Genomic DNA, 23,152 nt, shown 5'->3' on the forward strand with positions numbered 1-23,152 from the left:
CCCTCTGTATATCTATCGTAAGTTCCATTATAACATATGGGGAAAATTACACTCGTTGTTCTCTTTTCCATAGCACTGACGAAACATTTAGGCAAACAAGCCACTCACCCAGCTCCACAGCCCCGTAAGGGCATCCCACAGGAAAAAACGTACTTCCGGCTCCTTGTCAGCGGCGTTCGTTCGATTGTCTTCATGACTTGTTTTTGCCGATACAGTTTGTGCTGCTGCTTCACCGCTGCCTGCATCAATAAAGCACAACGGCGGGAACAGCACACACCACCAATTTTGCCCTTTCCCTTGCCCCAGTGTAACCCGAAGCGCCTCATAATTCCCTGCCGGGTAGACAAGACCACCGTACATTTTCGTCGGAAAAGGTACACTTGCCAGCTCCACCTGATGATCATACGCTATACCGCGATGAGCCAGTTCTTCACCTACTAAGCGATCAATTTCAGGTAAATGTGCGTCAATCAACACTCTGGCTTGACTTAGGCTTTGTGGATTGTCCAGCTCACCCACCCACGCATTCATCTGCTGCACGATGGCATCCCGTATTTCGCGCTTAACCAACTGATCCTCTGGACGATCTGAATTTGCTAAAATTCGCAGTCGAATGGAATCGTGCGGAATTACCTTCAACCCTGTGGTGGTTACTCCAGACGCTAAAGTTCCTCTTGCTCCCGTGGTCATCGCAGCATCTGTTTTTTGACCTTCCCAAGACATCATTAATATTGAAATACAAAAGAGTATCATTGCAGCTTGCTTTATCCAACTTCTCATCTTCGTCCCCCCAAACCCAAACTCTATCATGTCTATCAGTCTGTCCGGTTTGGGAGAGTCTAAACCTATGAATCTCGTAAAATAATTCAGGCTATTGCAAGCTAGATCGTCACCTAGGAATATAAAAAAGCCCAGATTTCACAATCTGGACTCTTTTGTTGCACCGTTTCAACTCGTAAAAATAACTATTAATATTAAGCCACAACCCACCTGTACTAGGCTTTTTTCGCCTTCGTCAAGCTTACTCTGGAAGGCTGCGGCAGGTCATCCTCTAGCTCCTGACCATGCACCTTAATGCTCATAACTAAGCCAATACTAGCCATGTTAATAAGCAACGAGGTACCGCCATAGCTTATGAACGGGAGCGTAATCCCCGTAAGTGGCATAATGCCCAGAAACGCACCAATGTTCTCAAAAATCTGATATAGCAACATGGACACAATCCCGACAATAATATATGGTCCAGCTCGATCCCGGCATTCCAGCGAAATCAGGATCATTCGATGAATCAAAATAAAATATAGCAACAGCAGAATGGATGAGCCTACAAACCCAAACTCCTCTGCTACAACTACAAAAATAGAATCCGCATAGGTATAGGGAACACGTCCGGACTGTACCGAGGTTCCTTGCAAAAAGCCCTTGCCCATCATACCGCCAGAAGCTATGGCCAGTTTGGCATTTTTCGTATGATAAGATGCCTTCGCAGTCGCTTCTTCTGGTACCAGCCAAGGGTCTAAACGCTCTACCCAGTGACTACGTCCAATGCCTTTCATAAAGGAATCAATCTCATCATGAAACGAAATATACGCTTTGATCCCGCCACCAACGGCGACTGCAAATACGATAAATCCGATTAGCGCATGGGACGCCTTCACATTACCAATCCATAGCATACCAATGACGATGACAATGTAACCGAGCGCATTCCCCAAGTCATTTTGTGCCATGACCATGGCAAATGGGACAAAGCTCACCAGAGCAACTGGAAGGACATCCTGAATAAAATACAGCTTGCTCTTGCGCTTTTTAATCAGCATATACGCCAAAAAAATGATAAGAACCAGCTTGAATACCTCAGCAGGCTGGAGATTTAAGCCACCAATTTTCAAAAAGCCTTGAGAGTTATTAACCGTCCCGCCAAAAAAGCCGAGAATCAGCAGAAATATCCCGCCTCCATATACATACAAGGCTTTTTTAATGAATATCCGAAAATCAACTATCGCTAAACCCAAGATCGCTACAAAGCCCAATATATAATACCCGATCATCTTCTGGTAATCGTTGCCGTGCTCTGCCAAGTTCGTAGGACCCCTACCAGCACTGTATACCGTTATGATACTAATCGCCATGAGCAAAACCAGAATAAAAATAACCGGACCATCAATTTTTTTCAATTTCTGAAGCATGATTTCCCCCTGAGCCGTTTCTCGGTCATACTCCTCTTATTCTAAAGGAAAGACTCGCAAAAAGAAAATGCAGCATTACTCCGAGACGCCTAGGACATGTCGCTCGATCCCCGCAAGGTCAGGAATGATTAGAATGTTCTTCCAATGACCTGCCTGTTCCAGCAGGTCAGCCACGTCTCTGGCCTGTCCCATCCCCAGCTCAAACCCGATTAGCCGGGGTGGGGCCTGAAGGAGCCCAAGCTGCTCCAGCATTGCCCGATACGGGCCAAGCCCGTCAGGACCGCCATCCAGCGCCATTCGCGGCTCATGGTCGCGCACCTCTGGCTGCAAGCCAGCGATGTCAGCAGCCGGGATATATGGCGGGTTGGACACGAGGATGTCCACCGCTGTTCCCGCAAACGGCACCAGTAGATCGCCCTCGCGGAATTCTACGGCTGCGCCGTTTGCGGCGGCGTTCTGGGACGCCATTTCGAGCGCAGCAGCAGAAATATCCCCCGCTGCTACGTGCCAGCGCGGCCGCTCAGCCGCCAGCGTCACGGCAATCGCGCCGCTACCCGTGCCAATGTCGAGCGCGTGCAGAGCACCGCTCGACCACAGCCGGTCGCCGTGCTGGAGTATCGCCTCGACGAGCAGCTCTGTCTCGGGGCGCGGAATCAGCACCGACGGTGAAACCGCGAACGGGCGTCCATAAAATTCCTGCCGTCCGATAATATACTGCGCCGGTTCACCCGCAGCTTTGCGGGCGATGATCCGTTCCCACGTCTCCTTAACGGAGGAAGGGAACGGATCGCCCAGAGCGGCGTAAAACCTCGTACCTTCCAGCCCAAGCACATGTTCCAGCAGCAAGCGGGCATTATGCTGCGGCTCCAACACGCCGCAACTTCCTAAAAAAGAAGAAGCCTCAACTAAGGCTTCTCTGACACTCATGTTCCGTTCCGGCGGCATCCGATACACACAATCGCGTTCGTTCCCCAAAACTTAAACCTCTTGTTCCATCAAATCAGCCTGCTCTGCAATCGTGAGTGCTGATACGATTTCTTCGATCTCTCCGTTCATCACCTGGTCCAGCTTGTGCATGGTCAAACCAATGCGATGATCCGTTACACGGCTTTGCGGGAAGTTGTAAGTACGTATACGCTCACTGCGATCCCCGGTACCTACTTTGCTCTTACGCTCGCCTGCATATTTGGCTTCCTCTTCCTGACGCATCATATCCGAAATACGGGCACGCAAAACTTGCAGCGCCTTCTCCTTGTTGGAGTTCTGGGATTTGCCGTCCTGGCAGGTTGCCACAATACCTGTTGGCATATGCGTTACACGCACCGCCGACTTGGTTGTATTAACGGACTGACCGCCCGCACCGCTGGAGCAGAAAGTATCCACGCGGATATCCTTGTCTAAAATTTCGATATCCACTTCCTCTGCCTCAGGCATCACGGACACCGTGGAGGTAGACGTATGAATACGTCCGCCAGATTCTGTTGTCGGAATCCGCTGTACACGGTGTGCGCCGCTTTCGAATTTCATTTTGCTATAGGCACCGCGTCCATTAATCATGAAAATAACCTCTTTAAAGCCTCCAAGGTCATTCATGTTCGCATCCATCAATTCTACACGCCAGCCTTGTGTATCTGCATAACGAGTGTACATCCGGTACAAGTCCGCTGCAAACAGTGCAGCCTCGTCCCCACCCGCAGCACCACGAATTTCGATAATAACGTTCTTATCATCGTTCGGGTCCTTCGGCAGCAGCAAAATGCGGATTTTCTCGTCCAGTTCCCGCTTACGGGCACTCAGCTCTTCGATCTCCATTTTGACCATTTCACGCATCTCGTCGTCAAGCTTTTCAGCCTGCATGGCTTTAGCAGCGTCCAGCTCCTCAACGACAGTTTTATATTCGGTATATGCTTCATAAGCAGGCTGTAAATCAGACTGTTCTTTGGAATAATCTCTAAGTTTTTTGCTATCGTTCGCCACATCCGGATCGCAGAGCAGTTCGCTCAGTTTATCGTAGCGGTCCGCCAATGATTGCAATCGGTCCAACAAGCGATTCACCTCTTCAGTTAAATTAATATGAAACCAGCTTTGAATTCACTGGCTACAGCTCTTTATTATAACAACTAATCGATTAATTAGCTACATAAAATACTTGCTAATTTAGGATTTTGCAAAAATCAACAAATCAATTGAAGTCGAATAAACAAAATTCCGCTAAAGATTTGGTAACAAACTCTCAATCAGGAAAAAGGAATACGAATCAAATAAAAAGTCGCCGCCCGGGACAGGCAGCGACTAAGTAAGTTAGTACATGCGGATAACACATATACAATGACCTAATATGTTTGTATATAAACCCTGTTTGCTATACGCCGAGATGCATCCTAAACATTAAAACGGAAATGCATAACGTCTCCGTCCTGCACCACATATTCCTTGCCTTCCAAACGAAGCTGACCACGTTCTTTGGCCCCGTTCATAGATCCAGCAGCGACCAAGTCATCGTAGGATACAACCTCAGCGCGAATAAATCCGCGTTCAAAATCCGAGTGGATTACGCCCGCAGCGCCAGGTGCTTTTGTTCCTTTGTGAATAGTCCATGCGCGTACTTCCTGCACACCTGCTGTGAAATACGTATACAGTCCCAGCAAGCGGTAAGCTGCTTTGATCAGACGGTTCAGACCAGACTCAGCCAGCCCCAGCTCCTCAAGGAACATTGCCTTGTCTTCGCCTTCCAGCTCAGCAATTTCAGCCTCTACTTTGGCACTGATCGGTACCACTTCAGCATTTTCCGCTACTGCAAATTCACGTACCTTTTGCACATATGGATTGCTGTCAGCTTCCGTTACACCATCTTCACTGACATTAGCCGCGTACAATACAGGCTTCATTGTAAGCAAATGAAGGTCGCGTATAATCAGCTTTTCGTCTTCTGACAATTCTACGCTACGTGCAGGTTTATCGGCATACAGCGATTCCTTGATCCGTTCCAGTACTTCAACCTCTTGGGCATACTGCTTGTTGCCGCCCTTCATGTTCTTACGTGAACGATCAATACGCTTGTCTACACTTTCGATATCCGCCAGAATCAATTCCAGATTAATCGTCTGAATATCGCTGATCGGATCAATTTTGCCGTCCACATGAGTAATATTCTCATCTTCAAAGCAGCGTACCACATGAACAATGGCATCTACTTCACGAATATGAGCCAAAAACTTGTTACCCAAACCCTCGCCTTTGCTGGCACCTCGTACAAGTCCTGCAATATCAACAAATTCAAAAGCCGTTGGTACCGTTTTGTTCGGTACTACCAGTTCAGTCAGCTTATCCAGTCGCTCGTCCGGTACTTCAACGACCCCTACATTAGGGTCAATTGTACAAAATGGATAGTTTGCGGATTCCGCCCCCGCCTGCGTTATTGCGTTAAACAGTGTTGATTTGCCCACGTTCGGCAGACCCACGATCCCCGCTTTTAAAGCCATAATCAGAACAACTCCCGTTTATATAAAATATGCGCTATACCCTCTGTTAGTTTACCAACCCACATTATATAGGAGAACCTATACATGCGGCAAGCATACGGCTGTGAATTTAGGATTTTGCTGCATCCCTATTTAGATAGCTTTATTTAGATTTCCTTGCTCATCTGGATATCCGTAACCCGATAACCAGACTTGCGATATACATGTAAAGCCCGCTCATTATGCCCAAATACATGCAGACCGATGCGAACCGCACCCAGCCTCCGAGCTTCTTGTTCCAACGCCTGCATCGTCAACGTACCCAGGCCTCGCCCCTGATATGAATCGTAAACGAGAATATCCAGCAAAAAAGCTTCTTTGCCTTGCGTACCTTCTGTAATGTTGAACCAGATATATCCCGCTTCCTCGGAGCCTTGACCCACACTACCTGAATACTCAAGCATGTACAGGTGAGCATGGGGCGTATCCAGTCTTTGTGGCAAAAATGTTGCAAAGCTTTCCTTTGCCCGTTCTGGTGCCTCTTCCACCGTCCACGCGCCTGCCTGGATTTTCTCTTCCGCGTAATCTGCGAGCGAGCGTTGCTCAAAGCGATCATACTGCTCTGCGTTCATCGGAACCAACTTAATGAATCCACTCATCCGTTCGCCTTCTTTCTTAGTCTAGTCGTTTCTTTAAGACCTTCGATCCCAGCTACTCCGATGCCAAACATGACTGTACGCAATTCCAGCTCTACTTGCTCCAATCGCGCTTCCAATGCCTCGCTGGAGGTGACCGCCGAGCCAAGTAAAGAGCGACCGAAGCCTGCCATGTCAGCGCCCAAAGCAAGTGCCTTCGCAGCATCGACACCGTTTTTCAATCCACCGCTACCGATCAGAGCGCCATTAGGCTGGGCTGCTCTAACCTCCACGATACAATCAGCGGTCGAATTGCCCCAATCGGCGAACGCCTCTGCCGCTGCACGGCGCACAGGATCAGGATTGCGAAATTTCTCCACTTGGCTCCAGCTTGTCCCGCCCGCACCAGCGACATCAATAAAAGCAGCGCCTGCATCATATAATCTCGATGCCGTCTCACCATCTATGCCCCAGCCTACTTCCTTCACGCCTACAGGCACCGAAAGACGACGACACAACTCCTCAATGCGCTCAAGCAGCCTGCTAAAATCCAAATTCCCTTCAGGTTGGAATATCTCCTGCAAGCTGTTCAAATGCAGCACCAACATATCCGCTCCGGCAATTTCCACTGCACGTTGGCAATCGTCCACACCAAACCCGTAGTTCAGCTGCACTGCACCCAGATTGGCAAGGATCGGGATGCTAGGTGCTAGACGGCGAACTGCAAAGGTTGAAGCCAACTCTTCTTTTTCCACCGCAGCTCGTACGGAGCCGACACCGAGCGCCCAGCCGCGTCTCTCTGCTGTCTCTGCCAACCGCTCATTAATCGCTCCTGTCTCGGCGCTACCGCCTGTCATCGAACTGATGAGCAGCGGTGTCCGTACAGTGCGCCCCATAAAAGTTGTATCTAGACGCACCTCGTCAAAATGTAGCTCCGGCAAAGCGCAGTGCTTAAAACTATATCGCTCCAGTCCGCTGGTAATGCCGTGTCCGGCCACATCTTCCTGCAGACAAAGGCGGACATGCTCAATTTTCCGTTCACCTGTCTGCGTGGCAGGCAACAAAGAGCCGGATCTGTCTGAGCCGTCAGGTGATCCATTTTTATTTTCTGTATTACTCATCTATGTTCCACCTCATCCAAAGTCAATCTGTGCATTCCATCAGGTTCGTGAAGCACAAATAAGACCGTTCCCGAACACGGTAACCGATCTATTTATCATCTCATATATCAAATATCTAGGCCCTTAAAGCACTATTTTAAGATATTTTCATTGTATCATGGATGGAAAAATATATACATGACCGTGAACATTTTTCTTTGCCTATGGGATCGAAAAGCAGCACCTGCTTAAGATGCAGCTTCTCTGCAAAATGCAAAATACCCCTCCGAAAGTGGGACCCCAATCAAGCAGGATTAAGGTCATCACAACCTTCTTTAGCTCTTCATCGAATCAGGTATAGTTGTAATATTTTCTTGTGGTTCCTTTGTACGCCCATGTCCAAATTTGAAAACGAGAATACCACCGATAATGACCAATACACCAATCAACTTATTGAAGGTAAACGGAATCTTCTCTAGTCCAAGCCATCCTAATGAATCCCACAACAAGGCTGTACCTAATTGTGCCGTCAATACGATGGAGATCGCATAGGTAGGGCCAAGTCGCTTCATTCCTTGCACCAGACAGAACACAACGCCGACACCAATCATGCCACTGAACCAGTACCACAGCTGCATATGCTGTAAAGCAAATGTATTTTTCCCTTCAAAAATAAAACTTCCGAGCAAGGAAGCCAAGAACCCTGTTCCCAGTACCAATGTCGTTGTGGCCCATGAACCTGTCCGCTCATTCACCTTATTATTGAATATCGTTTGCAGACTGACCAAAGCACCTGCGATAACTGCCAATATAAGCCCTAATAACATATTTAACTCTCCCTTGATAGTCCCTTTATTGTGCTGCATTTATTCAAAGCACTATGATTACAACGATTCATAAATATTATGGCCAGCCAGTTCACTCAAACCTTTTCTGTCCTTAATGACAATATAGCCTTTTGCCCGTTCAACCAATCCCTCTTCGATCATCTTGCGAATGACACGGTTGAGGTGTCTGTAGCTGGTTCCGATCAAATTCGCCACATCCACCAGACTGGATACCCGTAGTTTCTCATGAAAAGCAGAATTGGATTCGTCAAAAGAAACAGATAGCAGATAGCTCGCAAGCCTAACTTCCACCGGATACATCAGGTTGAAATTGGAGAAATCTGAGTCCAGGCAAAACTTCCGCGTGACAATATCCAATAGAAATTGCAGCAAAGGAGCATAATCTCTGCCGTACTTATTCATCCATTGATGATGAACACCAATCACATAGATCGGCGACACTGCCTCTACTGTATTGATGACGTGACTATTACGAATATATTCAACATCTCCTATGACCTCGATCGGTGTTTTGAAGCAAAGGATCAGAGTCTTTCCTTCTGTAGAGCTGGTAAAAATTTTGACCTTGCCCTGCACCAGAATATACAGATGCTCAATGGCGTCCCCCTGCGAACAGAGCTTTTCCCCTTGCTGCAAACGATGCAGCGACAAATAGGGATGTAGTGGCTCGTAGAGTATGGATTCTAACTGATGCAGATGCAAAAAATACTTTAGCTGCTCTTGATCCTGAATTTCTCTCATTGCTTAGCTCACCTTCATTTTCTACGTTCTAAGCTTTTTCTATAAATAAAGTTTTATTTTAGAGTTTTAATATAATGACACCCGCGATCATCATACCAATACCTATAAATTGTGGCAGCTTCATCTTCTGCTTCACTATGCCGAACCATCCTTTGATGTCTACCAGGAAGGTTAAACATAACTGAGCAATCAACAGCGCCGAGATTGTGAACGTAACCCCAATATGTTGAATGGCTGTGACTTCACTAAATATAATGATAGCCGCAAAAGCACCACCCCAAAGATACATCGGCTTTACCTGTTTCATTTCAGACACACGGCCATCCTTTGTAAACATCCAAACTGATGCTGCCAAAATAAAACCTATTAGCTGAGTAACGGTAGCCGCCTGCCATGTCCCGATATCCTGGCTAATCCGTGTATTCGCTACCCCCTGTAACGTAATACAAGCGCCTCCCAGAAAAGCAAACAAGATTCCTCTCATAAATCGTTATTCTCCCCATATAAATGACTTTTGTATCTATTTAAGTATAGGTCAGCCTGCCTATAAAGGACATATGTCCTCAATTAATAAAACGTTCTTCATTCATTCCGTTCAGCATTCCGCTTCAATCCTGTGGACTTGCGGTAATAATTAGACAGTATCTATATCATAATCTGCATGTTCGGTCACGATAAAATGGAATGCAGCATTCAATGGAGGAGCTGATCGTCGTATGACTAAACAAAATCCGCTGCATTCTGCGCCGGAATCCCAAAGAAAATTCATGTACAAGGGCCGTGCTCTTAAAATCGCCATTTTGGTCCTTATCCTGTGGCTAATTGCCGTTATGCTGTATCAAACCCATAAACCATTGCCTCCGTTCGTCTCTTATGAGAGTCAGGAGTATTCAACGAACGAGGTAAACTTTTGGACGGATTTGACCTACCCTACTGGGGATGGAAGCACTGTACAACATGAAGGACAAATTTTGAATCGTATGCTCGGAATCATTGATGAAGCCCAGCAATTTATCGTCATTGACCTGTTTCTGTTCAACGATTATAAACATAAAGGGCAGCACTTCCCCGAAGTCAGCGCGCAAATGACCCAGCATCTTATCGCCAAAAAGAAAGCCCATCCTGAGATGCCTATCTTTTTCATTACAGATGAAGTCAATACCAACTATAATTCTGCTCCCAATCCTTTGTTGGAGAATATGAAGCAAGTAGGAATTCAGGTCGTGCAGACCGATGTAGATCCATTGCGGGACTCCACGCCCATCTATTCAGCGGTGTGGCGTACCTTTTTCCAGTGGTTCGGGCAGCAAGGCACAGGCTGGATTCCCAATCTGATGGCCAGTGACGGACCTGACGTTACGGCTCGCTCCTATTTAAAGCTGTTAAACGTCAAAGCCAATCACCGAAAATTGGTTACCAACGAGCAAACTGCTCTCATTTCTACAGGCAATGTTCACGATGCAAGTGCCTATCATTCCAATGTTGCCCTAGAGGTGAAGGGGCCGATCATCGGAGATATTTTACAAACAGAGCAGGCGGTATTGGACTTCTCGGGCGGAGGGCAACTTCCTGTCTACACACCTCAAGCAAAGCCCCTAGTCCCATCAGGTAAGGACAGCTACCAGATCAAATATCTCACTGAAGGTAAAGTGTATACCTCCATTTTGAATGGCATTAAGCATACGAAGCAAGGTGACAGCATTCATATGGGCATGTTTTATTTAGCTGACCGCAAAGTATTGAATAGCCTGTTGGATGCCTCGGCGCGCGGTGTGAATATCCAATTGCTGCTGGACCCCAATGAAAACGCGTTTGGTCAGGAAAAAATAGGCATACCTAATCGTCCGGTTGCCCAAGAGTTATCCGATAAATCGGATGGAAACATTCAAATTCGCTGGTATCATACTACCCATGAGCAATTCCATACGAAGCTGATTTATATTGCCAAGGCACAAGGAGAGCATTTGATTTGGGGTGGCTCTAACAATTTGACCCCCCGTAATTTGGATGATTTGAATCTGGAGAATGAACTGTGGGTGGCCGCTCCGGCGGACAGCAAGCTGACCCGACAGGTGGCGGCCTATTTTGATAAGCTGTGGAATAACCGGGGAGCTGAATACAGCCTGGAGCTGGCGGCCTACGAGGATCATTCAACATTTTGGAAAGATATTGTATACCGTCTCCAGGATATTTTGGGCTTTACTACATTTTGACTCTAAGATCTGCTTCCATATCCACAGCTCATCGTTTGTACATTACAGCAGTGGTGAAAGCAGCCGAGCGAGCGATTCCATCAAACGTTTGAACAGACGCTTTTTCATGAATTCCTCACGTACGATCAAGCTGGCATTGTGCAAATCTCGCTCATAGTCGTTCACCATCTGCTGCACACTGTGTGTTTGAATCAACAGAGCGTTCACTTCAAAATTCAAATGGAAGCTGCGCATATCCATATTGGCTGTCCCAATAGTCGCAACTTCCCCGTCAATAATGAGAAGCTTGGAGTGAAGGAACCCTTTTTCATATTCATATACCTTGACTCCCACCTCTAGCAACGATTGGAAGTACGAATGGGATGCGAGAAAAGGCAGCCATTTATCCGGTTTCGCGGGGAACAGAATACGCACATCCAACCCGGATAGAGCAGCCATCCGCAAAGCAGTCAGGATATCTTCATCCGGGATAAAATAAGGAGTGGCAATCCAGACGGATTTCCGAGCGGATGTAATCATGGAGAAAAAGAGATTTTTAAGCACTCTCCGCTCGTTATCTGGACCGCTGGCAATAATTTGTACGCCGCCGTCCGTGATCGGTTCAATATCGGGAGACAGATATTCGCTATCCAGCACCGATTCGCCCGTCATATGAAGCCAATCCTGTAAAAATATAAGTTGCAACGTCCGCACAGCCTCGCCCTTCACAATCATATGCGTGTCACGCCAAAAGCCGTAGGCTTTGTTGCGGCTGAGATACTCATCTCCCACATTTAGGCCACCGATTAATCCAATCTTACCGTCGATAACTACAATTTTACGGTGATTACGGTAGTTTACCCGGCTGGAGAAGAACAAAATCCGAGCGCCGCCGTATGCAACAACCTCGACTCCTGCATCTTTCATTTCCTTCAAGAATGCCTTCGATAATTGTATACTACCGACCGCATCGTACATAAACCGAACCTTAATACCCGCTTTAGCCTTCTCGATCAAAATTTTCTGAATGCTGGTACCAATATCATCCGAGCGGAAAATGTAATATTCCATATGGATATGATGCTGCGCCTTGCGCAGTTCTTCCAGCAGCGTGGAGAAGGTTTCATCCCCATTATTCAGAATCTGGGTTTCTGTCGCAAAATAAATCGGGGAGCGTGCCAGTCTGCGCGCCAGACGCATCAACTGCTGCTGCTCATCTGTAAAGCAGGTCAAATCTCGTTTGACCCGCAAAGCATCCTTTTCGATACGCTCATAAGCCTGTTGGTCACGCAATGCCTTTTTGTCATACTTACGGCGCTTGAATACATTTTGCCCAAACAAAAAATAAAGAGGAAGTCCAACGACTGGCAGCAACGCCAGCAGCAAAATCCATGACATGGTGGTGGAAGGATTACGATTCTCCGTAAAAATAATCAGACTTATGGAAATAACCGTCAGCGTGGAGAAAATACTGATGACAGTTCCTTCATTTTTACCGATGTAATTAAACAAGCCAAAATAATAAATAATAAACACCATAGCCGCGATCAATACGGCCAGTAAGCTTCGCCTCATAACTAACCTCACTTCCAATGGACTGCATTTAAACAGGTATTCCTCATTATATTGTACATGAGCCCCTTATTTCTTCCCACTTTTTTATTTAAATGTTGAATAAAAAAATCCAAAGTACATTACGAAATGTTGATGGGTTGACACTTACTTTTTTTCATGTAAAAATAAACTAACGAACGTTAGGTAGGTGATGATAATGGGAATGGAAGAGATTCGAAAGGCCGCTCTTTTCCAATTTGCTGCCAATGGGTATGAGGGAGCATCCTTGAGCAGTATTGCCGCCGAGGTTGGAATCCGAAAACCGTCTATATATGCGCATTTTCAGGGCAAGGAGGATCTGTTTTTGCAGGTGGCACGTTATGCGTTTCAAGAGCAGAATTTACGTATTTTCGAATACTTTACGGAACGCAAAGAACAGTCGCTGGAGCACACACTGCATGATTTCCTGTTCTGGATGGAACAGGAATATGAGGACAACAACTCAGCCAAGTTTATGCTCCGCTTTTCCTTCTTTCCGCCTGTATCTTTATATAACGAGGTACTGAATATTGTGAATCCTTTTCTGGAGCAAATGGAGCGAAAATTAACTCGTCGCCTCCGAAATGTACGGGATCGGGAACTCTTTGGGCATATGGAACCAGCAGATGTGGCTTTAGCCTACATGACACTGGTGGATGGAATCATGGTAGAGCTACTGTACAGTGGAAGCACCAACTACCACCGAAGGCTGAACGCTGCATGGCCTATTTTTTGGCGTGGGATTACGTTAACTTCATCTCATGAAGGGAGAAGCAGTCGTAATTGAAAATTATACTGAATTAAGGAGAAATTCATCATGAATCGCAGTTGGATTTACGTTTTTGTTGGAGGCCTGATTGAGGTCGTATGGGTATCAGGCTTGAAGCATGCAGATTCTGTACTCACCTGGGCTGTAACTGTGCTGGCTGTGGTGGCCAGCTTTTATTTAATCATGAAGGCTGCAAAGCGTCTACCTGTAGGCACGGTGTATGCTGTATTTACCGGACTGGGGACAGGGGGAACCGTCGTAGGCGAAATGCTGCTTTTCGGGGAACCGTTTCAATGGTCCAAAACGCTGCTAATCGCCCTTTTGCTAGCAGGTGTGATCGGCTTGAAGTTAGTTACCGATCGTGATGCTCAGGAAGGGAGTGGTGCATAATGGCTTGGATTGCATTGGTTATCGCGGGCTGCTCGGAAGTGCTTGGAGTCATCGGCATGAAGGGAGTTACGGTCGGTAAAGGGTGGAAGGCTTTAGCACTTATGATTTTATCCTTTATTCTTAGCTTCTCTCTGCTCAGCTTCGCCATGAAAAGTTTGCCGATGGGAACTTCTTATGCCGTATGGACAGGCATTGGAACCGTCGGCAGTACGATTACAGGCATGTTCTTGTATGGTGAGCAAAAAAGCGTACTGCGTGTTTTATTCATCGCCATGATTCTTGCCGCAGCATTGGGCTTAAAGCTGATTTCTTAAAGGAGTGATGCCTTGTGATTACCACCGTAACGCTTAACGCAGCAGTGGATAAAATCTACACGGTTGCAGGCTTTGGACTGAATGCCGTCCACCGCATTGAAGGGGGCTTAACCGTACCAGGCGGCAAGGGCGTGAATGCCGCTCGTGTCATTCGCACGCTAGGTCAGCCTGTACGGGCGACCGGATTTGTAGCTGGACATACCGGACGGCTGCTCATCGACGGGTTGAGCACGGAGGGCGTAAGCGCCGATTTCATCGAAACGGCATACGGGGAAACCCGTCTCGCCATAACCGTGCTCGACCCGGCTACTCGCACGCAGACCGAGCTGATTGAGAGCGGCCCGACCGTTGGGCCGCTTGAACTAGCCGCGCTGCGGCGCAAAATCGCGACCCTTGCCGAGGATTCGGCTTGGGTCGTTCTCTCTGGCAGCCTGCCACCCGGCTGCCCGCCCGATCTGTACGCCGAGCTGTGCACGCTGGCAAAGGAACGCGGCGCGCGCGTGGCGCTGGACGCGAGCGGCGAGGCGCTGCGCTTGGGGCTGCGCGGGAAGCCCGACCTCGTGAAGCCTAACGAGGACGAGGCCGCCCGCTTCGCGGGGATCGACGCCACGCGCCCAGATGCCGCTGAAGCGGCGGCATCACAGCTACTGGAAGCCGGAGCGCAGCTGGCCGTCATCTCGCTCGGCGCACGCGGGGCACTAGCGGTAACGCGCGATGCACGCTACCGCGTAAGCCTGCCGGACGCGGACATTGTCAGCGCGCTCGGCAGCGGTGACGCCATGGTCGCCGGGCTGGTTAGCGGCGCGGTGGCGGGGCTGGAGCTCCCTGCCATGCTACGACAGGGAGCGGCCTGCGGCACGGCGGCTGCTCTGCACGCCATGGCCGGCAAGATCGAGCTTCAGGACGTGGAACGTCTGAAGCAAGGAATTACGGTGACGCTGGTGTAATTCAGCGTCACTTTTTTTATTTCATCCAATCATTCGCTTAATTTAATGCTACGAATAACAGCTTTCTGAATGATTTATGTTCCAAATATGCGTTGCCGGATGACTTACAACAAAACCCTGTTTTCCAGTATATTTTTCATACAAATATGCGATTTGGAAGGCCCCAGCTTGACTAGTGAATCCTGAAACTCTGCAATTTCCTCTACAGACGCGCTTTGTACCTTAATGAGATAATTAAATTCCCCGCTGATGCGAAACAAATCGGTAACCTCCTTCGCCTCCTTACAAAAATCAATCAGCTCTTGGCAATGTTCTGTCTTTATCAGAATAAACGTAGTTGTCCCCCGATCCAGTTCCCGTAAATTAAATACAGCATTATATCCAGAAATAATCCCTCGTTCTTCAAGCTTGGTCATTCTTTCTTTAACGGACGGTTGTGACATCGAAATTTCTTTGCTGATTTGGGAAATCGTTATTCGCGCATCATGCTGTAACAATTTCATGATTTTGTAGTCTATCTCGTCTATGTGATGCTGCATATCAAGTACCTCCTGATTTTGATTTAAAAAGTAACGTTTTTCGCCAAAAATATTTTCGGTTTCATAACCAATATAGTATAAAAAGCTTATTTTAAATATATATGTAGCACATAATTATTCATATAATAAGGTTTACTTACATATAAGGAGGATCTGAAATGAGTGTGAAGGGACTAGCTCATGTGGCCATCCAAGCCCGTGATTATCAAGCAACCATTGCATTTTATACCGAAGTACTGGGATTTAAAAGAGGACATCACTGGAGTCTTCCATCCTTTCGGATTCAAGAAGCTTCCATGCTGATCTCACCTGACCAAAGAACCTGTCTCGAAATCTTTGATAACGATGCCGTCATTCCTGCCCAAGGGAAAAAGGCTGCATCCGAGGAGGATATTGCTCATGGGGCTTTATTACACCTCGCATTTTACGTAGACAATGTGGATGAAATATACCAAAAAGCCCTTGTCCACGGAGCAAGAACCTTTGTGGAACCCAATCAGCTTACACTTGGCGAACCTCCTCTAGTAGTCACCAATGCATTAGTCCACAGCCCTAATGGTGAGGTTATCGAATTTATCGAGGATGTTGATTTTGACATGTCCCAATCGAGCAAGAAGTAGTCCGCACAGCTATTAAAAAGATCCACTTCCCAGGGAAGCGGATCTTTTTTTATACTCCATTCATCTCCACCTTATTCTCTATGGAAAAATTAAACTATTCCTAAGTATATCCGATATATTGTTTATCACTTGGTTTGAAGGAGTAGATTATCATTTCAATTGATTTCAATGTGTACTGGTTTCATTTTAGCTCCGATCTGCTCATGCCGTTGTTCAGCTTGATCGGTCTGCTGCTCATCTATTTCGGATTCAGAACGATCCGTCGCCACCGTTATCGTAAACGCCACTGGGTCCGTACCAAAGGGCAAATCGTTGACGCGCATATCGAAGTAGACATAGATGTCGTTCCCTTTGACCGTGAAGATCCGGTAGATACCAGCTACACCCGCCGATTAAAGGTACGCTTCTATACCGCTTCAGGTGAAGTCGTGGAATTCTGGAATCCTTATAGTACCAATCTCAGCCTCAACCGAGTTGGCAGCAAGATTAAGGTATTATACAATCCGGCCAACCCTCGGGACGCCCGAATTGCCGGTGGTGTAAATGGTGCCGGCTGTCTGGCCTTTATGTTGTTTTTGATCGGTGTCCCCTTTGCTTTGAGCGGTGTATTCGCTTTATTGAAATTTTTCTTCTAACAAGGCTTGGGTCACATACTAGTCATAAAAGTTATCGCCATATAAATGGCCAGACCCAAAATAATCAGTGCCGATATTTTGTTGAGCATAGTACCAAACTTTCCTTCTGAATCCATACGTCCTACAAGCCGGCCCGCCGTTGCCAGACCCACAAACCATATCCACGATACTGACACGGCAGCCAGACCGAAGGCCCAACGTTCCCCGCCGTTATATTGAAGGGAGCTGGTTCCAATTACACCAACCGTGTCAAGTATGGCATGTGGATTCAGTAGCGATACCGAGGCAGCAAAAATCATCTGGCGTTTCGGCAGCATCGGCTGGCTTTCTCCCGAGGAAGCAGCCTTGGACCTCCAAAGAGTCCAAGCCATATACAGCAAAAACAAACAGCCCGCCGCATAAAGCACATTCGTGAGCCATAGAAATTGCTGCAAAACAAGGGATACACCCCCAACAGCAAGCGTGATCAGAATGGTGTCACAGATACCCGCTGTAATGACCGCAGGCAAGGCATTGCGAAACCGCGACTGGGACGCCCCCTGATTAAACACAAATACATTTTGTACCCCTAAAGGCAAAATCAATCCCAATGCCAATAAAACGGCATGAATAATAGCTTCCAGCATGTTATGTACTCCCCCAAATTCATTGCTTAATATTCTCTAAATGCTTCTAATCCTTCCGGAACTGCTCTAACACAAGCTTGTAATCCTGAGGATTGTTCATGTTGAACACGGCATTGTGCCACATATTCTCTGTCACTCCCGGCATGTCCTCTATAGTGGCATAACGAACATTCAACGTTTCCAACCATTCGGTGAGACGGAGCCGTTTATTCCGCAAACGTTCCTCAGCAGATGGCAGTATGCTCCGATGATACACTCCCAGCAAAGGATGCATACGTCCAGCCACAGAAGCAATTACCGCTTGCAGTGGTGATTCCGCTGCTTCTTTGGGTGCCGCCCACTTTTCAGTTAAAACGAGCAAGGCTTGCAGCACTTCCAGCTGTACAAAAGGCATATCACAGGCCACGACTATTCCCCATTCGGTAGTAGATGCAGATAAGCCTGCATGAATACCACTCAAGGGTCCCATACCCGGATAGATATCAGATATAGTCTCAATACCGCTCAGTCCATATTCTTGATCGTCACGAGTGACTACTACCACCCGTTGGACCGCCTGCTGTAAGGTAATAAATGTCCGTTCAAGCATAGTAGCTCCCTCAATCTCAAGCAGGGCCTTATCCTGTCCCATTCGGCTGGAACGTCCTCCTGCGATGATAATACCAGTCACTTCCACGGAAAACTCCTCCTTTTTTTCTAAAAACAATCACAAATATGCATATGGAATTTTGGACAAAATTGAAATTTACATAATTGTAATTTTATTGGTTTGTTAACCCTTTCAACACATGATACATTGGAATAAAGAACATTCCCACAGATCGACATCGGTGCGTAGTTCTCTATCGGGCTAAGAAAGGAATGGCTTGTCTTGCAAAAGAGAGAAATTCAAGAGACTCCCCTATATTCCCTAAAGCTATATAACTTTTTTCTATATGGAGCTATGGTCATTTTCTCCAGCTTCTTTCCGTTGTATCTACAAGATATCGGCATGGACAAGCTGGAAATCGGGAGTCTGATGGCCATCGGACCTTTTGTATCTGTATTCGCGAATCCTTTCTGGGGATATACAAGCGACCGCAGCCGAAATCTCCGACGTATCCTACTATTTATGATTATAGGTACACTGTTACTGCTCCAAGCTTTATTTCATGTTCACACGTATGTCATGATTTATGTGTCGATGATTGGCTTTTACTTTTTTCAAAGCCCGTTATTTGCTCAAAGCAATACCCTGATTCTCAGTTATATTGAGGGCACGGACCGGAAATTTGGTTCATTTCGCATATGGGGTTCCTTCGGTTGGGCTGTGACTGCGGCAGTTGCCGGCATCGTTGTTGACCACACAGGAGTATCCAGTATATCGACTATCTTTACGATACTTCTTCTGGCTGCATTGATCTGCACTTTGGCAATTCCACCACTGAAAAGCACTGTGGAGACGGCAACCATTCATTTGCGTGGCTTCGGCAGTATTTTATTAAACGGATACTTCATATCCTTCATTTTGTTAGGCATCCTTGTATCAATTCCTAATTCAATCAACGGCGCCTTTATGTCCTTGTACATCACCGAACTGGGTGGGTCCAAGCTGATGCTTGGTTTTGCCGTTTTTATGTCATCGGTATTTGAAATTATTGTCTTTTTACTGTTTGATCGCTTCTTGAGGAAAAAAATGACCGTGATGGTCGGCTGTTTGGCACTCGTCAGTTTGCTGTTTGCCTTACGTTGGGAACTCATGGCGCTGGCTACAGACCCGATCCAGATCGTGTTCATTCAGGCACTTCATTGTGTCACCTTCGGTGGATATTTCTATGTAGGCACCCAGTTGACCGTCCTGTTCACTCCTGCAGCATACCGATCATCCGGACAGGCCGTATATACCTTGACTTGGAGTGGTATATCCGGTATCGTAGCAGGTTTTGCTGGCGGTTGGCTATTCCAGAACTTCGGCGGTGAAATGATGTACCATGCAGGTGTCTTCTTCGCCCTGCTGGGCTCTGCGGGATTCGCTATCATGTGGTATATGCTGTACAAGAACGGCTACCAGCCAGGGCATGGCGGCGAGCACAAACCAGGCGAGCATAAACCAATAGAAGAAGCACCACAACGACAATAGAGTGTCTCCAAGTCAATGGTCATGCTCTGAAGAACGGTTGTGCGTAAAATAAAGGAGTCTGCCGTTGGCAGACTCCTTTTTCACTTGGTCGCACGAAGCAACCATCCGTCCCACTGTTTCCAACGTCTTATTGCTTAGGCAATTGGAAAGAGCTTTTCAATGATACCACACGGTTAAATACAGGCTCACCCGGTTTGGAAAGCTTCGGATCTACACTGAAATAACCATGACGGAAAAATTGGAACTTGTCCTGCGATTGTGCTTCTTTCATATTCCGCTCCACATAGCCATGAGCAATTTCCAAAGAGTTCGGATTTAATTGATCAAGGAATGTTTTTTCCGATCCATCCTCTTCCAGCACCTCTGGTTCCTCTGCGTTAATCAATGGCTCATACAAACGGAATTCAGCCGGAACAGCCTGAGTAGCCTCAACCCAATGGATTGTACCTTTCACTTTACGTCCCGTAAAGCCCGATCCACTCTTGGTTTCTATATCATAGGTACAGTGAATCTCTGTTACATGACCGTCCGCATCCTTAATGACATCGTTGCATTTAATGAAGTAAGCATGTTTGAGACGCACCTCATTACCAGGGAACAAACGGAAGTATTTGCTCGGCGGATTCTCCATGAAATCCTCACGCTCAATATAAATCTCACGAGAAAACGGAATTTGGCGTGTTCCAAGCTCCGGATTTTCTGTATTGTTCTCCGCCTCCAGCATTTCCACTTGTCCTTCAGGATAGTTCGTAATGACCACCTTCAACGGATCTATAACTGCCATCGTACGAGGAGCCTTAAGCTTCAAATCCTCACGTGCAAAATGCTCCAGCACCTGCAAATCAATGACTCCGTAGGCTTTGGAAATGCCTGTCTCATATACGAAGCTGCGAATGGCCTCTGGCGTATAGCCGCGACGACGCAAACCGGAAATGGTTGGCATCCGCGGGTCATCCCAGCCGTCTACGTGTTTTTCATCAACCAGAAGCTTGAGCTTACGTTTGCTGGTTACCGTTTGAGCTAGATTTAGCCGTCCAAATTCGTATTGATGAGGTACGTTTTCCATCTCGCATTCAGCTACAACCCAATCGTACAGTGGGCGTTGATCTTCGAACTCCAGCGAACAAAGCGAATGGGTTACGCCCTCAATTGCATCTTCCAGCGGATGAGCATAGGAATACATCGGATAGATGCACCAGGTATCGCCTGTATTGTGATGGGCCGTGTGTGAAATGCGGTAAATAACTGGGTCACGCAAATTGATGTTTGGCGAAGCCATATCAATCTTGGCACGCAGCACCTTTTCACCATTCTGGTATTTGCCTGCACGCATCTCTTCAAACAGCTTCAGATTGTCTTCCACACTGCGATCCCGATAAGGGCTGTTTTGTCCCGGTTCTGTCAGTGTTCCGCGCGTTTCACGGATTTGGTCCGCACTTTGGTCATCTACGTAGGCTTTCCCCTTTTGGATCAGCAGGATAGCACGCTTGTACATCTCTTCAAAGTAATTGGAAGCAAAATGTTTTTCTTCCCATTCATAACCAAGCCACTTCACGTCCTCCTGAATGGAGTTCACGTATTCCGTGTCTTCCTTCGCCGGATTGGTGTCATCAAAACGCAGGTTCGTGCGTCCTCCGAATTCATCTCCCAACGAGAAATTAATCCAGATGGCTTTAGCATGTCCAATATGCAAATATCCGTTGGGTTCAGGTGGAAAGCGTGTAACAACCTCCTTGACCTTACCCGTACGTAAATCCTCTTCAATAACATTTTTAATAAAATTGGGGGGAGTAATCGGCTTCTCCACACTAATCAACCTTTCTTCCGTATAATCTGTATACAACCTGTTCCCTTAAATATACCCTTTCACACCGCATAACTCAATAAAATGAAAATCGGGATGCTCTCTTCAGCAAAAAAAGATGCAAGTTATGAAAAAGAGTTAACATTTTCGGCAAATAAATTCGTTATAGTGTATATATCTTTTATTTTACCGGAAAAGGAGACCCACCCGTGTTTAAGCTGTTGATCGTCATCCTGCTGTCTATGCTACTGTCCTCTTCCGTTATGACTACCGATCATCCTTCTTCAAGCATGGTGACCGAAACTGCATTATCTCATCCGCTGGCCAGCGCGCCAGAAGACTCATCTGTCCGCTTATATGCCGTGAGCCCGTCTCAGGGGCTCTTTCATTCAGCCGTACTGGAAATCGGCCAGCAGCGCCGCACATTCCAGTGGTCGGGCTCGGCGGATATTTCCACCGCACCACAGTTATTTTACAGAGATGTAAACGAAGACGGGATCCGTGAAGCCGTTGTCATTCTCACGCGTGCCTCGGGAACGGGTGTGGACTTGCAGGAGTTGCATATTGTTAACGTACAGACAATGGAGGAATATGCCGTTGAATCAGCGGAAAATGCTGTATCCCAGCGAGTACACAGCTCCGTGGAGCTACGTGACCACAACCGCCAGGTACATATCGCTGTTATGATTGACGGTACTACACACACGATGGACCCCAAAGCGTCTGTATTTTACGATGATCCAGCCCAGTTTACAAAGCATCTCGATTTTAGCTCTGTTGTAATGTATGACGCCGAACAATTCCCACTCCATGCCACTGTATCCGGTAGCGTATCGCCAAGCGAATTTGTAGGGGATTTGGATCTGAAATATGTATACGAGCAGGAGCGGTTCCGGGTGGGACCTATAAAATTTGAAGCTTCCTCTCCCTTTTGACGACTCTCGCAGAATAAGGTAGCATGGGATTAAATGCTAGACTGGCTGGTTTAGCGATTTTCCGAGTGAAAGAGGGGATTAATCATGTTTACATATGCGTTGGACGAACGCACAGTCCTTCGGCCGCTCACCAAGGAGCATGTGCAGCCTCTGTTTGAGCTGATCGAAATGTCCCGTGACCGTCTGCGTCAATGGCTTCCATGGGTAGACTCCACCACGGAAATCAGCCATACAGAGCAATTCGTGCAAGGCGCCTTGAAACAAGCCGCAGAGAACGGTAGCCTGACCGCTGGAATTTGGATAGACAACGAGCTTGCTGGCATCATCAGCTACCATGAGATCAATTGGGCTCACCGTTCGGTTAGCATCGGATACTGGCTTGGGCACGGTTACGAAGGACAGGGTCTCATGACCAGTGCCTGCCGCGTATTCGTCGAATATGCGTTGATGGAGTTGGACTTGCATCGGGTCGAAATCCGTTGTGCAACGACAAACCGCCGCAGCCGCGGTATTCCAGAACGCCTGGGCTTTGTGCTCGAAGGCATTGTACGCGAAGCAGAGTTGCTGCCAGATGGCTATATGAACCACGCAGTGTATGGTATGCTCCAGAATGAATGGAAGCAACTTCGATAGCCTTGTACTGCACAACAACGCCGCAGGCCTGATCAGGTCTGCGGCGTTGTTGATTATGAACA

At 47.2% G+C, this 23,152-nt stretch carries 25 protein-coding genes; 10 read left to right on the top strand and 15 right to left on the bottom strand.

Annotated features, from left to right (window positions below; translation table 11 throughout):
• Nucleotides 1–87 precede the first annotated feature (87 nt).
• From spoIIR to ACUC6J_RS22740, 10 genes are all read right to left on the bottom strand, one after another.
• Entirely contained in the window at nucleotides 88–780 is a 693-nt protein-coding gene (gene spoIIR, locus ACUC6J_RS22695; protein WP_447249455.1) for a stage II sporulation protein R, read from the bottom strand.
• 215 nt (nucleotides 781–995) lie between these two features.
• Nucleotides 996–2,189 (bottom strand): FtsW/RodA/SpoVE family cell cycle protein, encoded by a 1,194-nt coding sequence (locus tag ACUC6J_RS22700; RefSeq protein WP_013373452.1) that lies wholly within the window; start codon nucleotides 2,187–2,189, stop codon nucleotides 996–998.
• A 75-nt stretch (nucleotides 2,190–2,264) separates the two neighbouring features.
• On the bottom strand, nucleotides 2,265–3,164 hold the full coding sequence (gene prmC, locus ACUC6J_RS22705) for a peptide chain release factor N(5)-glutamine methyltransferase (RefSeq protein WP_447249456.1): 900 nt from the start codon (nucleotides 3,162–3,164) through the stop codon (nucleotides 2,265–2,267).
• Nucleotides 3,165–3,167: 3 nt separating this feature from the next.
• On the bottom strand, nucleotides 3,168–4,235 hold the full coding sequence (gene prfA, locus ACUC6J_RS22710) for a peptide chain release factor 1 (protein ID WP_013373454.1): 1,068 nt from the start codon (nucleotides 4,233–4,235) through the stop codon (nucleotides 3,168–3,170).
• A gap of 335 nt (nucleotides 4,236–4,570) precedes the next feature.
• Nucleotides 4,571–5,671: a redox-regulated ATPase YchF gene (ychF, locus tag ACUC6J_RS22715; protein ID WP_016822869.1), complete on the bottom strand. Its 1,101-nt coding sequence runs from the start codon at nucleotides 5,669–5,671 to the stop codon at nucleotides 4,571–4,573.
• Between the two features lie 146 nt (nucleotides 5,672–5,817).
• Complete coding sequence (locus ACUC6J_RS22720) at nucleotides 5,818–6,309, bottom strand: GNAT family N-acetyltransferase (protein ID WP_025366017.1); 492 nt, start codon at nucleotides 6,307–6,309, stop codon at nucleotides 5,818–5,820.
• Entirely contained in the window at nucleotides 6,306–7,406 is a 1,101-nt protein-coding gene (gene fni, locus ACUC6J_RS22725; protein WP_107733812.1) for a type 2 isopentenyl-diphosphate Delta-isomerase, read from the bottom strand. Before fni ends, ACUC6J_RS22720 begins: the two co-directional genes overlap by 4 nt.
• A 314-nt stretch (nucleotides 7,407–7,720) precedes the next feature.
• Nucleotides 7,721–8,212: a DMT family transporter gene (locus ACUC6J_RS22730; RefSeq protein WP_447249457.1), complete on the bottom strand. Its 492-nt coding sequence runs from the start codon at nucleotides 8,210–8,212 to the stop codon at nucleotides 7,721–7,723.
• A gap of 57 nt (nucleotides 8,213–8,269) precedes the next feature.
• Nucleotides 8,270–8,974: a Crp/Fnr family transcriptional regulator gene (locus ACUC6J_RS22735; protein WP_447249458.1), complete on the bottom strand. Its 705-nt coding sequence runs from the start codon at nucleotides 8,972–8,974 to the stop codon at nucleotides 8,270–8,272.
• Between the two features lie 58 nt (nucleotides 8,975–9,032).
• A complete protein-coding gene (locus ACUC6J_RS22740; RefSeq protein ID WP_016822864.1) occupies nucleotides 9,033–9,458 on the bottom strand; it encodes a DMT family transporter in 426 nt (141 codons plus the stop codon).
• Between the two features lie 232 nt (nucleotides 9,459–9,690).
• On the opposite strand from ACUC6J_RS22740, the gene ACUC6J_RS22745 reads away from it, so the two are divergent.
• Nucleotides 9,691–11,187, top strand: coding sequence for a phospholipase D family protein (locus tag ACUC6J_RS22745; protein ID WP_447249459.1), 1,497 nt, complete (start codon nucleotides 9,691–9,693; stop codon nucleotides 11,185–11,187).
• A gap of 42 nt (nucleotides 11,188–11,229) precedes the next feature.
• Here the strand turns inward: ACUC6J_RS22745 and cls are convergent, their stop codons facing one another.
• Nucleotides 11,230–12,741, bottom strand: a complete 1,512-nt coding sequence (gene cls, locus ACUC6J_RS22750; protein WP_025366021.1) for a cardiolipin synthase — start codon at nucleotides 12,739–12,741, stop codon at nucleotides 11,230–11,232.
• Between the two features lie 196 nt (nucleotides 12,742–12,937).
• Here cls and ACUC6J_RS22755 point away from each other — a divergent pair, with 196 nt between their 5' ends.
• Genes ACUC6J_RS22755 through ACUC6J_RS22770 form a run of 4 tightly spaced genes read left to right on the top strand, consistent with a single transcriptional unit; the run spans nucleotide 12,938 to nucleotide 15,179 of the window.
• Nucleotides 12,938–13,546: a TetR/AcrR family transcriptional regulator gene (locus ACUC6J_RS22755; protein ID WP_447249460.1), complete on the top strand. Its 609-nt coding sequence runs from the start codon at nucleotides 12,938–12,940 to the stop codon at nucleotides 13,544–13,546.
• Between the two features lie 30 nt (nucleotides 13,547–13,576).
• On the top strand, nucleotides 13,577–13,918 hold the full coding sequence (locus ACUC6J_RS22760) for a DMT family transporter (protein WP_016822861.1): 342 nt from the start codon (nucleotides 13,577–13,579) through the stop codon (nucleotides 13,916–13,918).
• The gene (locus tag ACUC6J_RS22765; protein ID WP_016822860.1) at nucleotides 13,918–14,232 is read left to right on the top strand and encodes a DMT family transporter; all 315 of its coding nucleotides are present in this window, start codon (nucleotides 13,918–13,920) and stop codon (nucleotides 14,230–14,232) included. The genes ACUC6J_RS22760 and ACUC6J_RS22765 overlap by 1 nt, the downstream gene beginning before the upstream one ends.
• Nucleotides 14,233–14,246: 14 nt before the next feature.
• Nucleotides 14,247–15,179 carry a 1-phosphofructokinase family hexose kinase gene (locus tag ACUC6J_RS22770; protein ID WP_025366023.1) on the top strand — a complete coding sequence of 311 codons (933 nt, stop codon included), beginning with the start codon at nucleotides 14,247–14,249 and terminating at the stop codon, nucleotides 15,177–15,179.
• Nucleotides 15,180–15,283: 104 nt separating this feature from the next.
• Here ACUC6J_RS22770 and ACUC6J_RS22775 read toward each other — a convergent pair whose 3' ends face one another.
• Nucleotides 15,284–15,718: an Lrp/AsnC family transcriptional regulator gene (locus ACUC6J_RS22775; protein WP_019688833.1), complete on the bottom strand. Its 435-nt coding sequence runs from the start codon at nucleotides 15,716–15,718 to the stop codon at nucleotides 15,284–15,286.
• Between the two features lie 158 nt (nucleotides 15,719–15,876).
• Between ACUC6J_RS22775 and ACUC6J_RS22780 the strand changes: the two genes are divergently transcribed.
• Together ACUC6J_RS22780 and ACUC6J_RS22785 are read left to right on the top strand one after the other, a co-directional pair.
• Nucleotides 15,877–16,338: a VOC family protein gene (locus tag ACUC6J_RS22780; RefSeq protein ID WP_123797742.1), complete on the top strand. Its 462-nt coding sequence runs from the start codon at nucleotides 15,877–15,879 to the stop codon at nucleotides 16,336–16,338.
• A gap of 170 nt (nucleotides 16,339–16,508) precedes the next feature.
• On the top strand, nucleotides 16,509–16,973 hold the full coding sequence (locus ACUC6J_RS22785) for a DUF3592 domain-containing protein (RefSeq protein ID WP_025366025.1): 465 nt from the start codon (nucleotides 16,509–16,511) through the stop codon (nucleotides 16,971–16,973).
• 11 nt (nucleotides 16,974–16,984) lie between these two features.
• Here the strand turns inward: ACUC6J_RS22785 and ACUC6J_RS22790 are convergent, their stop codons facing one another.
• Both ACUC6J_RS22790 and mobA read right to left on the bottom strand, forming a co-directional pair.
• Complete coding sequence (locus ACUC6J_RS22790) at nucleotides 16,985–17,599, bottom strand: LysE/ArgO family amino acid transporter (protein ID WP_025366026.1); 615 nt, start codon at nucleotides 17,597–17,599, stop codon at nucleotides 16,985–16,987.
• A gap of 46 nt (nucleotides 17,600–17,645) precedes the next feature.
• Entirely contained in the window at nucleotides 17,646–18,275 is a 630-nt protein-coding gene (mobA, locus tag ACUC6J_RS22795; protein WP_031462363.1) for a molybdenum cofactor guanylyltransferase, read from the bottom strand.
• A gap of 195 nt (nucleotides 18,276–18,470) precedes the next feature.
• On the opposite strand from mobA, the gene ACUC6J_RS22800 reads away from it, so the two are divergent.
• Nucleotides 18,471–19,718, top strand: coding sequence for an MFS transporter (locus tag ACUC6J_RS22800; RefSeq protein ID WP_031462364.1), 1,248 nt, complete (start codon nucleotides 18,471–18,473; stop codon nucleotides 19,716–19,718).
• A gap of 127 nt (nucleotides 19,719–19,845) precedes the next feature.
• Here the strand turns inward: ACUC6J_RS22800 and ACUC6J_RS22805 are convergent, their stop codons facing one another.
• On the bottom strand, nucleotides 19,846–21,525 hold the full coding sequence (locus ACUC6J_RS22805; RefSeq protein WP_025366028.1) for a glutamine--tRNA ligase/YqeY domain fusion protein: 1,680 nt from the start codon (nucleotides 21,523–21,525) through the stop codon (nucleotides 19,846–19,848).
• A gap of 206 nt (nucleotides 21,526–21,731) precedes the next feature.
• Here ACUC6J_RS22805 and ACUC6J_RS22810 point away from each other — a divergent pair, with 206 nt between their 5' ends.
• Both ACUC6J_RS22810 and ACUC6J_RS22815 read left to right on the top strand, forming a co-directional pair.
• Nucleotides 21,732–22,457, top strand: coding sequence for a copper amine oxidase (locus ACUC6J_RS22810; RefSeq protein ID WP_447249461.1), 726 nt, complete (start codon nucleotides 21,732–21,734; stop codon nucleotides 22,455–22,457).
• A gap of 84 nt (nucleotides 22,458–22,541) precedes the next feature.
• Nucleotides 22,542–23,090: a GNAT family N-acetyltransferase gene (locus tag ACUC6J_RS22815; RefSeq protein WP_013373475.1), complete on the top strand. Its 549-nt coding sequence runs from the start codon at nucleotides 22,542–22,544 to the stop codon at nucleotides 23,088–23,090.
• Nucleotides 23,091–23,152: the final 62 nt, after the last annotated feature.

This window comes from Paenibacillus sp. JJ1683 (genome assembly GCF_053006485.1).

Excerpts from the sequence above, each read along its gene's own strand:
- ACUC6J_RS22765 (WP_016822860.1), top strand. The coding sequence starts at position 13,918 with ATGGCTTGGATTGCATTGGTTATCGCGGGCTGCTCGGAAGTGCTTGGA.
- ACUC6J_RS22720 (WP_025366017.1), bottom strand. The coding sequence starts at position 6,309 with ATGAGTGGATTCATTAAGTTGGTTCCGATGAACGCAGAGCAGTATGAT.
- spoIIR (WP_447249455.1), bottom strand. The coding sequence starts at position 780 with ATGAGAAGTTGGATAAAGCAAGCTGCAATGATACTCTTTTGTATTTCA.
- ACUC6J_RS22730 (WP_447249457.1), bottom strand. The coding sequence starts at position 8,212 with ATGTTATTAGGGCTTATATTGGCAGTTATCGCAGGTGCTTTGGTCAGT.
- ACUC6J_RS22700 (WP_013373452.1), bottom strand. The coding sequence starts at position 2,189 with ATGCTTCAGAAATTGAAAAAAATTGATGGTCCGGTTATTTTTATTCTG.
- ychF (WP_016822869.1), bottom strand. The coding sequence starts at position 5,671 with ATGGCTTTAAAAGCGGGGATCGTGGGTCTGCCGAACGTGGGCAAATCA.
- ACUC6J_RS22760 (WP_016822861.1), top strand. The coding sequence starts at position 13,577 with ATGAATCGCAGTTGGATTTACGTTTTTGTTGGAGGCCTGATTGAGGTC.
- fni (WP_107733812.1), bottom strand. The coding sequence starts at position 7,406 with ATGAGTAATACAGAAAATAAAAATGGATCACCTGACGGCTCAGACAGA.
- ACUC6J_RS22755 (WP_447249460.1), top strand. The coding sequence starts at position 12,938 with ATGGGAATGGAAGAGATTCGAAAGGCCGCTCTTTTCCAATTTGCTGCC.
- ACUC6J_RS22735 (WP_447249458.1), bottom strand. The coding sequence starts at position 8,974 with ATGAGAGAAATTCAGGATCAAGAGCAGCTAAAGTATTTTTTGCATCTG.
- ACUC6J_RS22780 (WP_123797742.1), top strand. The coding sequence starts at position 15,877 with ATGAGTGTGAAGGGACTAGCTCATGTGGCCATCCAAGCCCGTGATTAT.
- ACUC6J_RS22815 (WP_013373475.1), top strand. The coding sequence starts at position 22,542 with ATGTTTACATATGCGTTGGACGAACGCACAGTCCTTCGGCCGCTCACC.
- cls (WP_025366021.1), bottom strand. The coding sequence starts at position 12,741 with ATGAGGCGAAGCTTACTGGCCGTATTGATCGCGGCTATGGTGTTTATT.
- ACUC6J_RS22745 (WP_447249459.1), top strand. The coding sequence starts at position 9,691 with ATGACTAAACAAAATCCGCTGCATTCTGCGCCGGAATCCCAAAGAAAA.
- ACUC6J_RS22740 (WP_016822864.1), bottom strand. The coding sequence starts at position 9,458 with ATGAGAGGAATCTTGTTTGCTTTTCTGGGAGGCGCTTGTATTACGTTA.
- ACUC6J_RS22790 (WP_025366026.1), bottom strand. The coding sequence starts at position 17,599 with ATGCTGGAAGCTATTATTCATGCCGTTTTATTGGCATTGGGATTGATT.
- ACUC6J_RS22775 (WP_019688833.1), bottom strand. The coding sequence starts at position 15,718 with ATGCAGCATCACATAGACGAGATAGACTACAAAATCATGAAATTGTTA.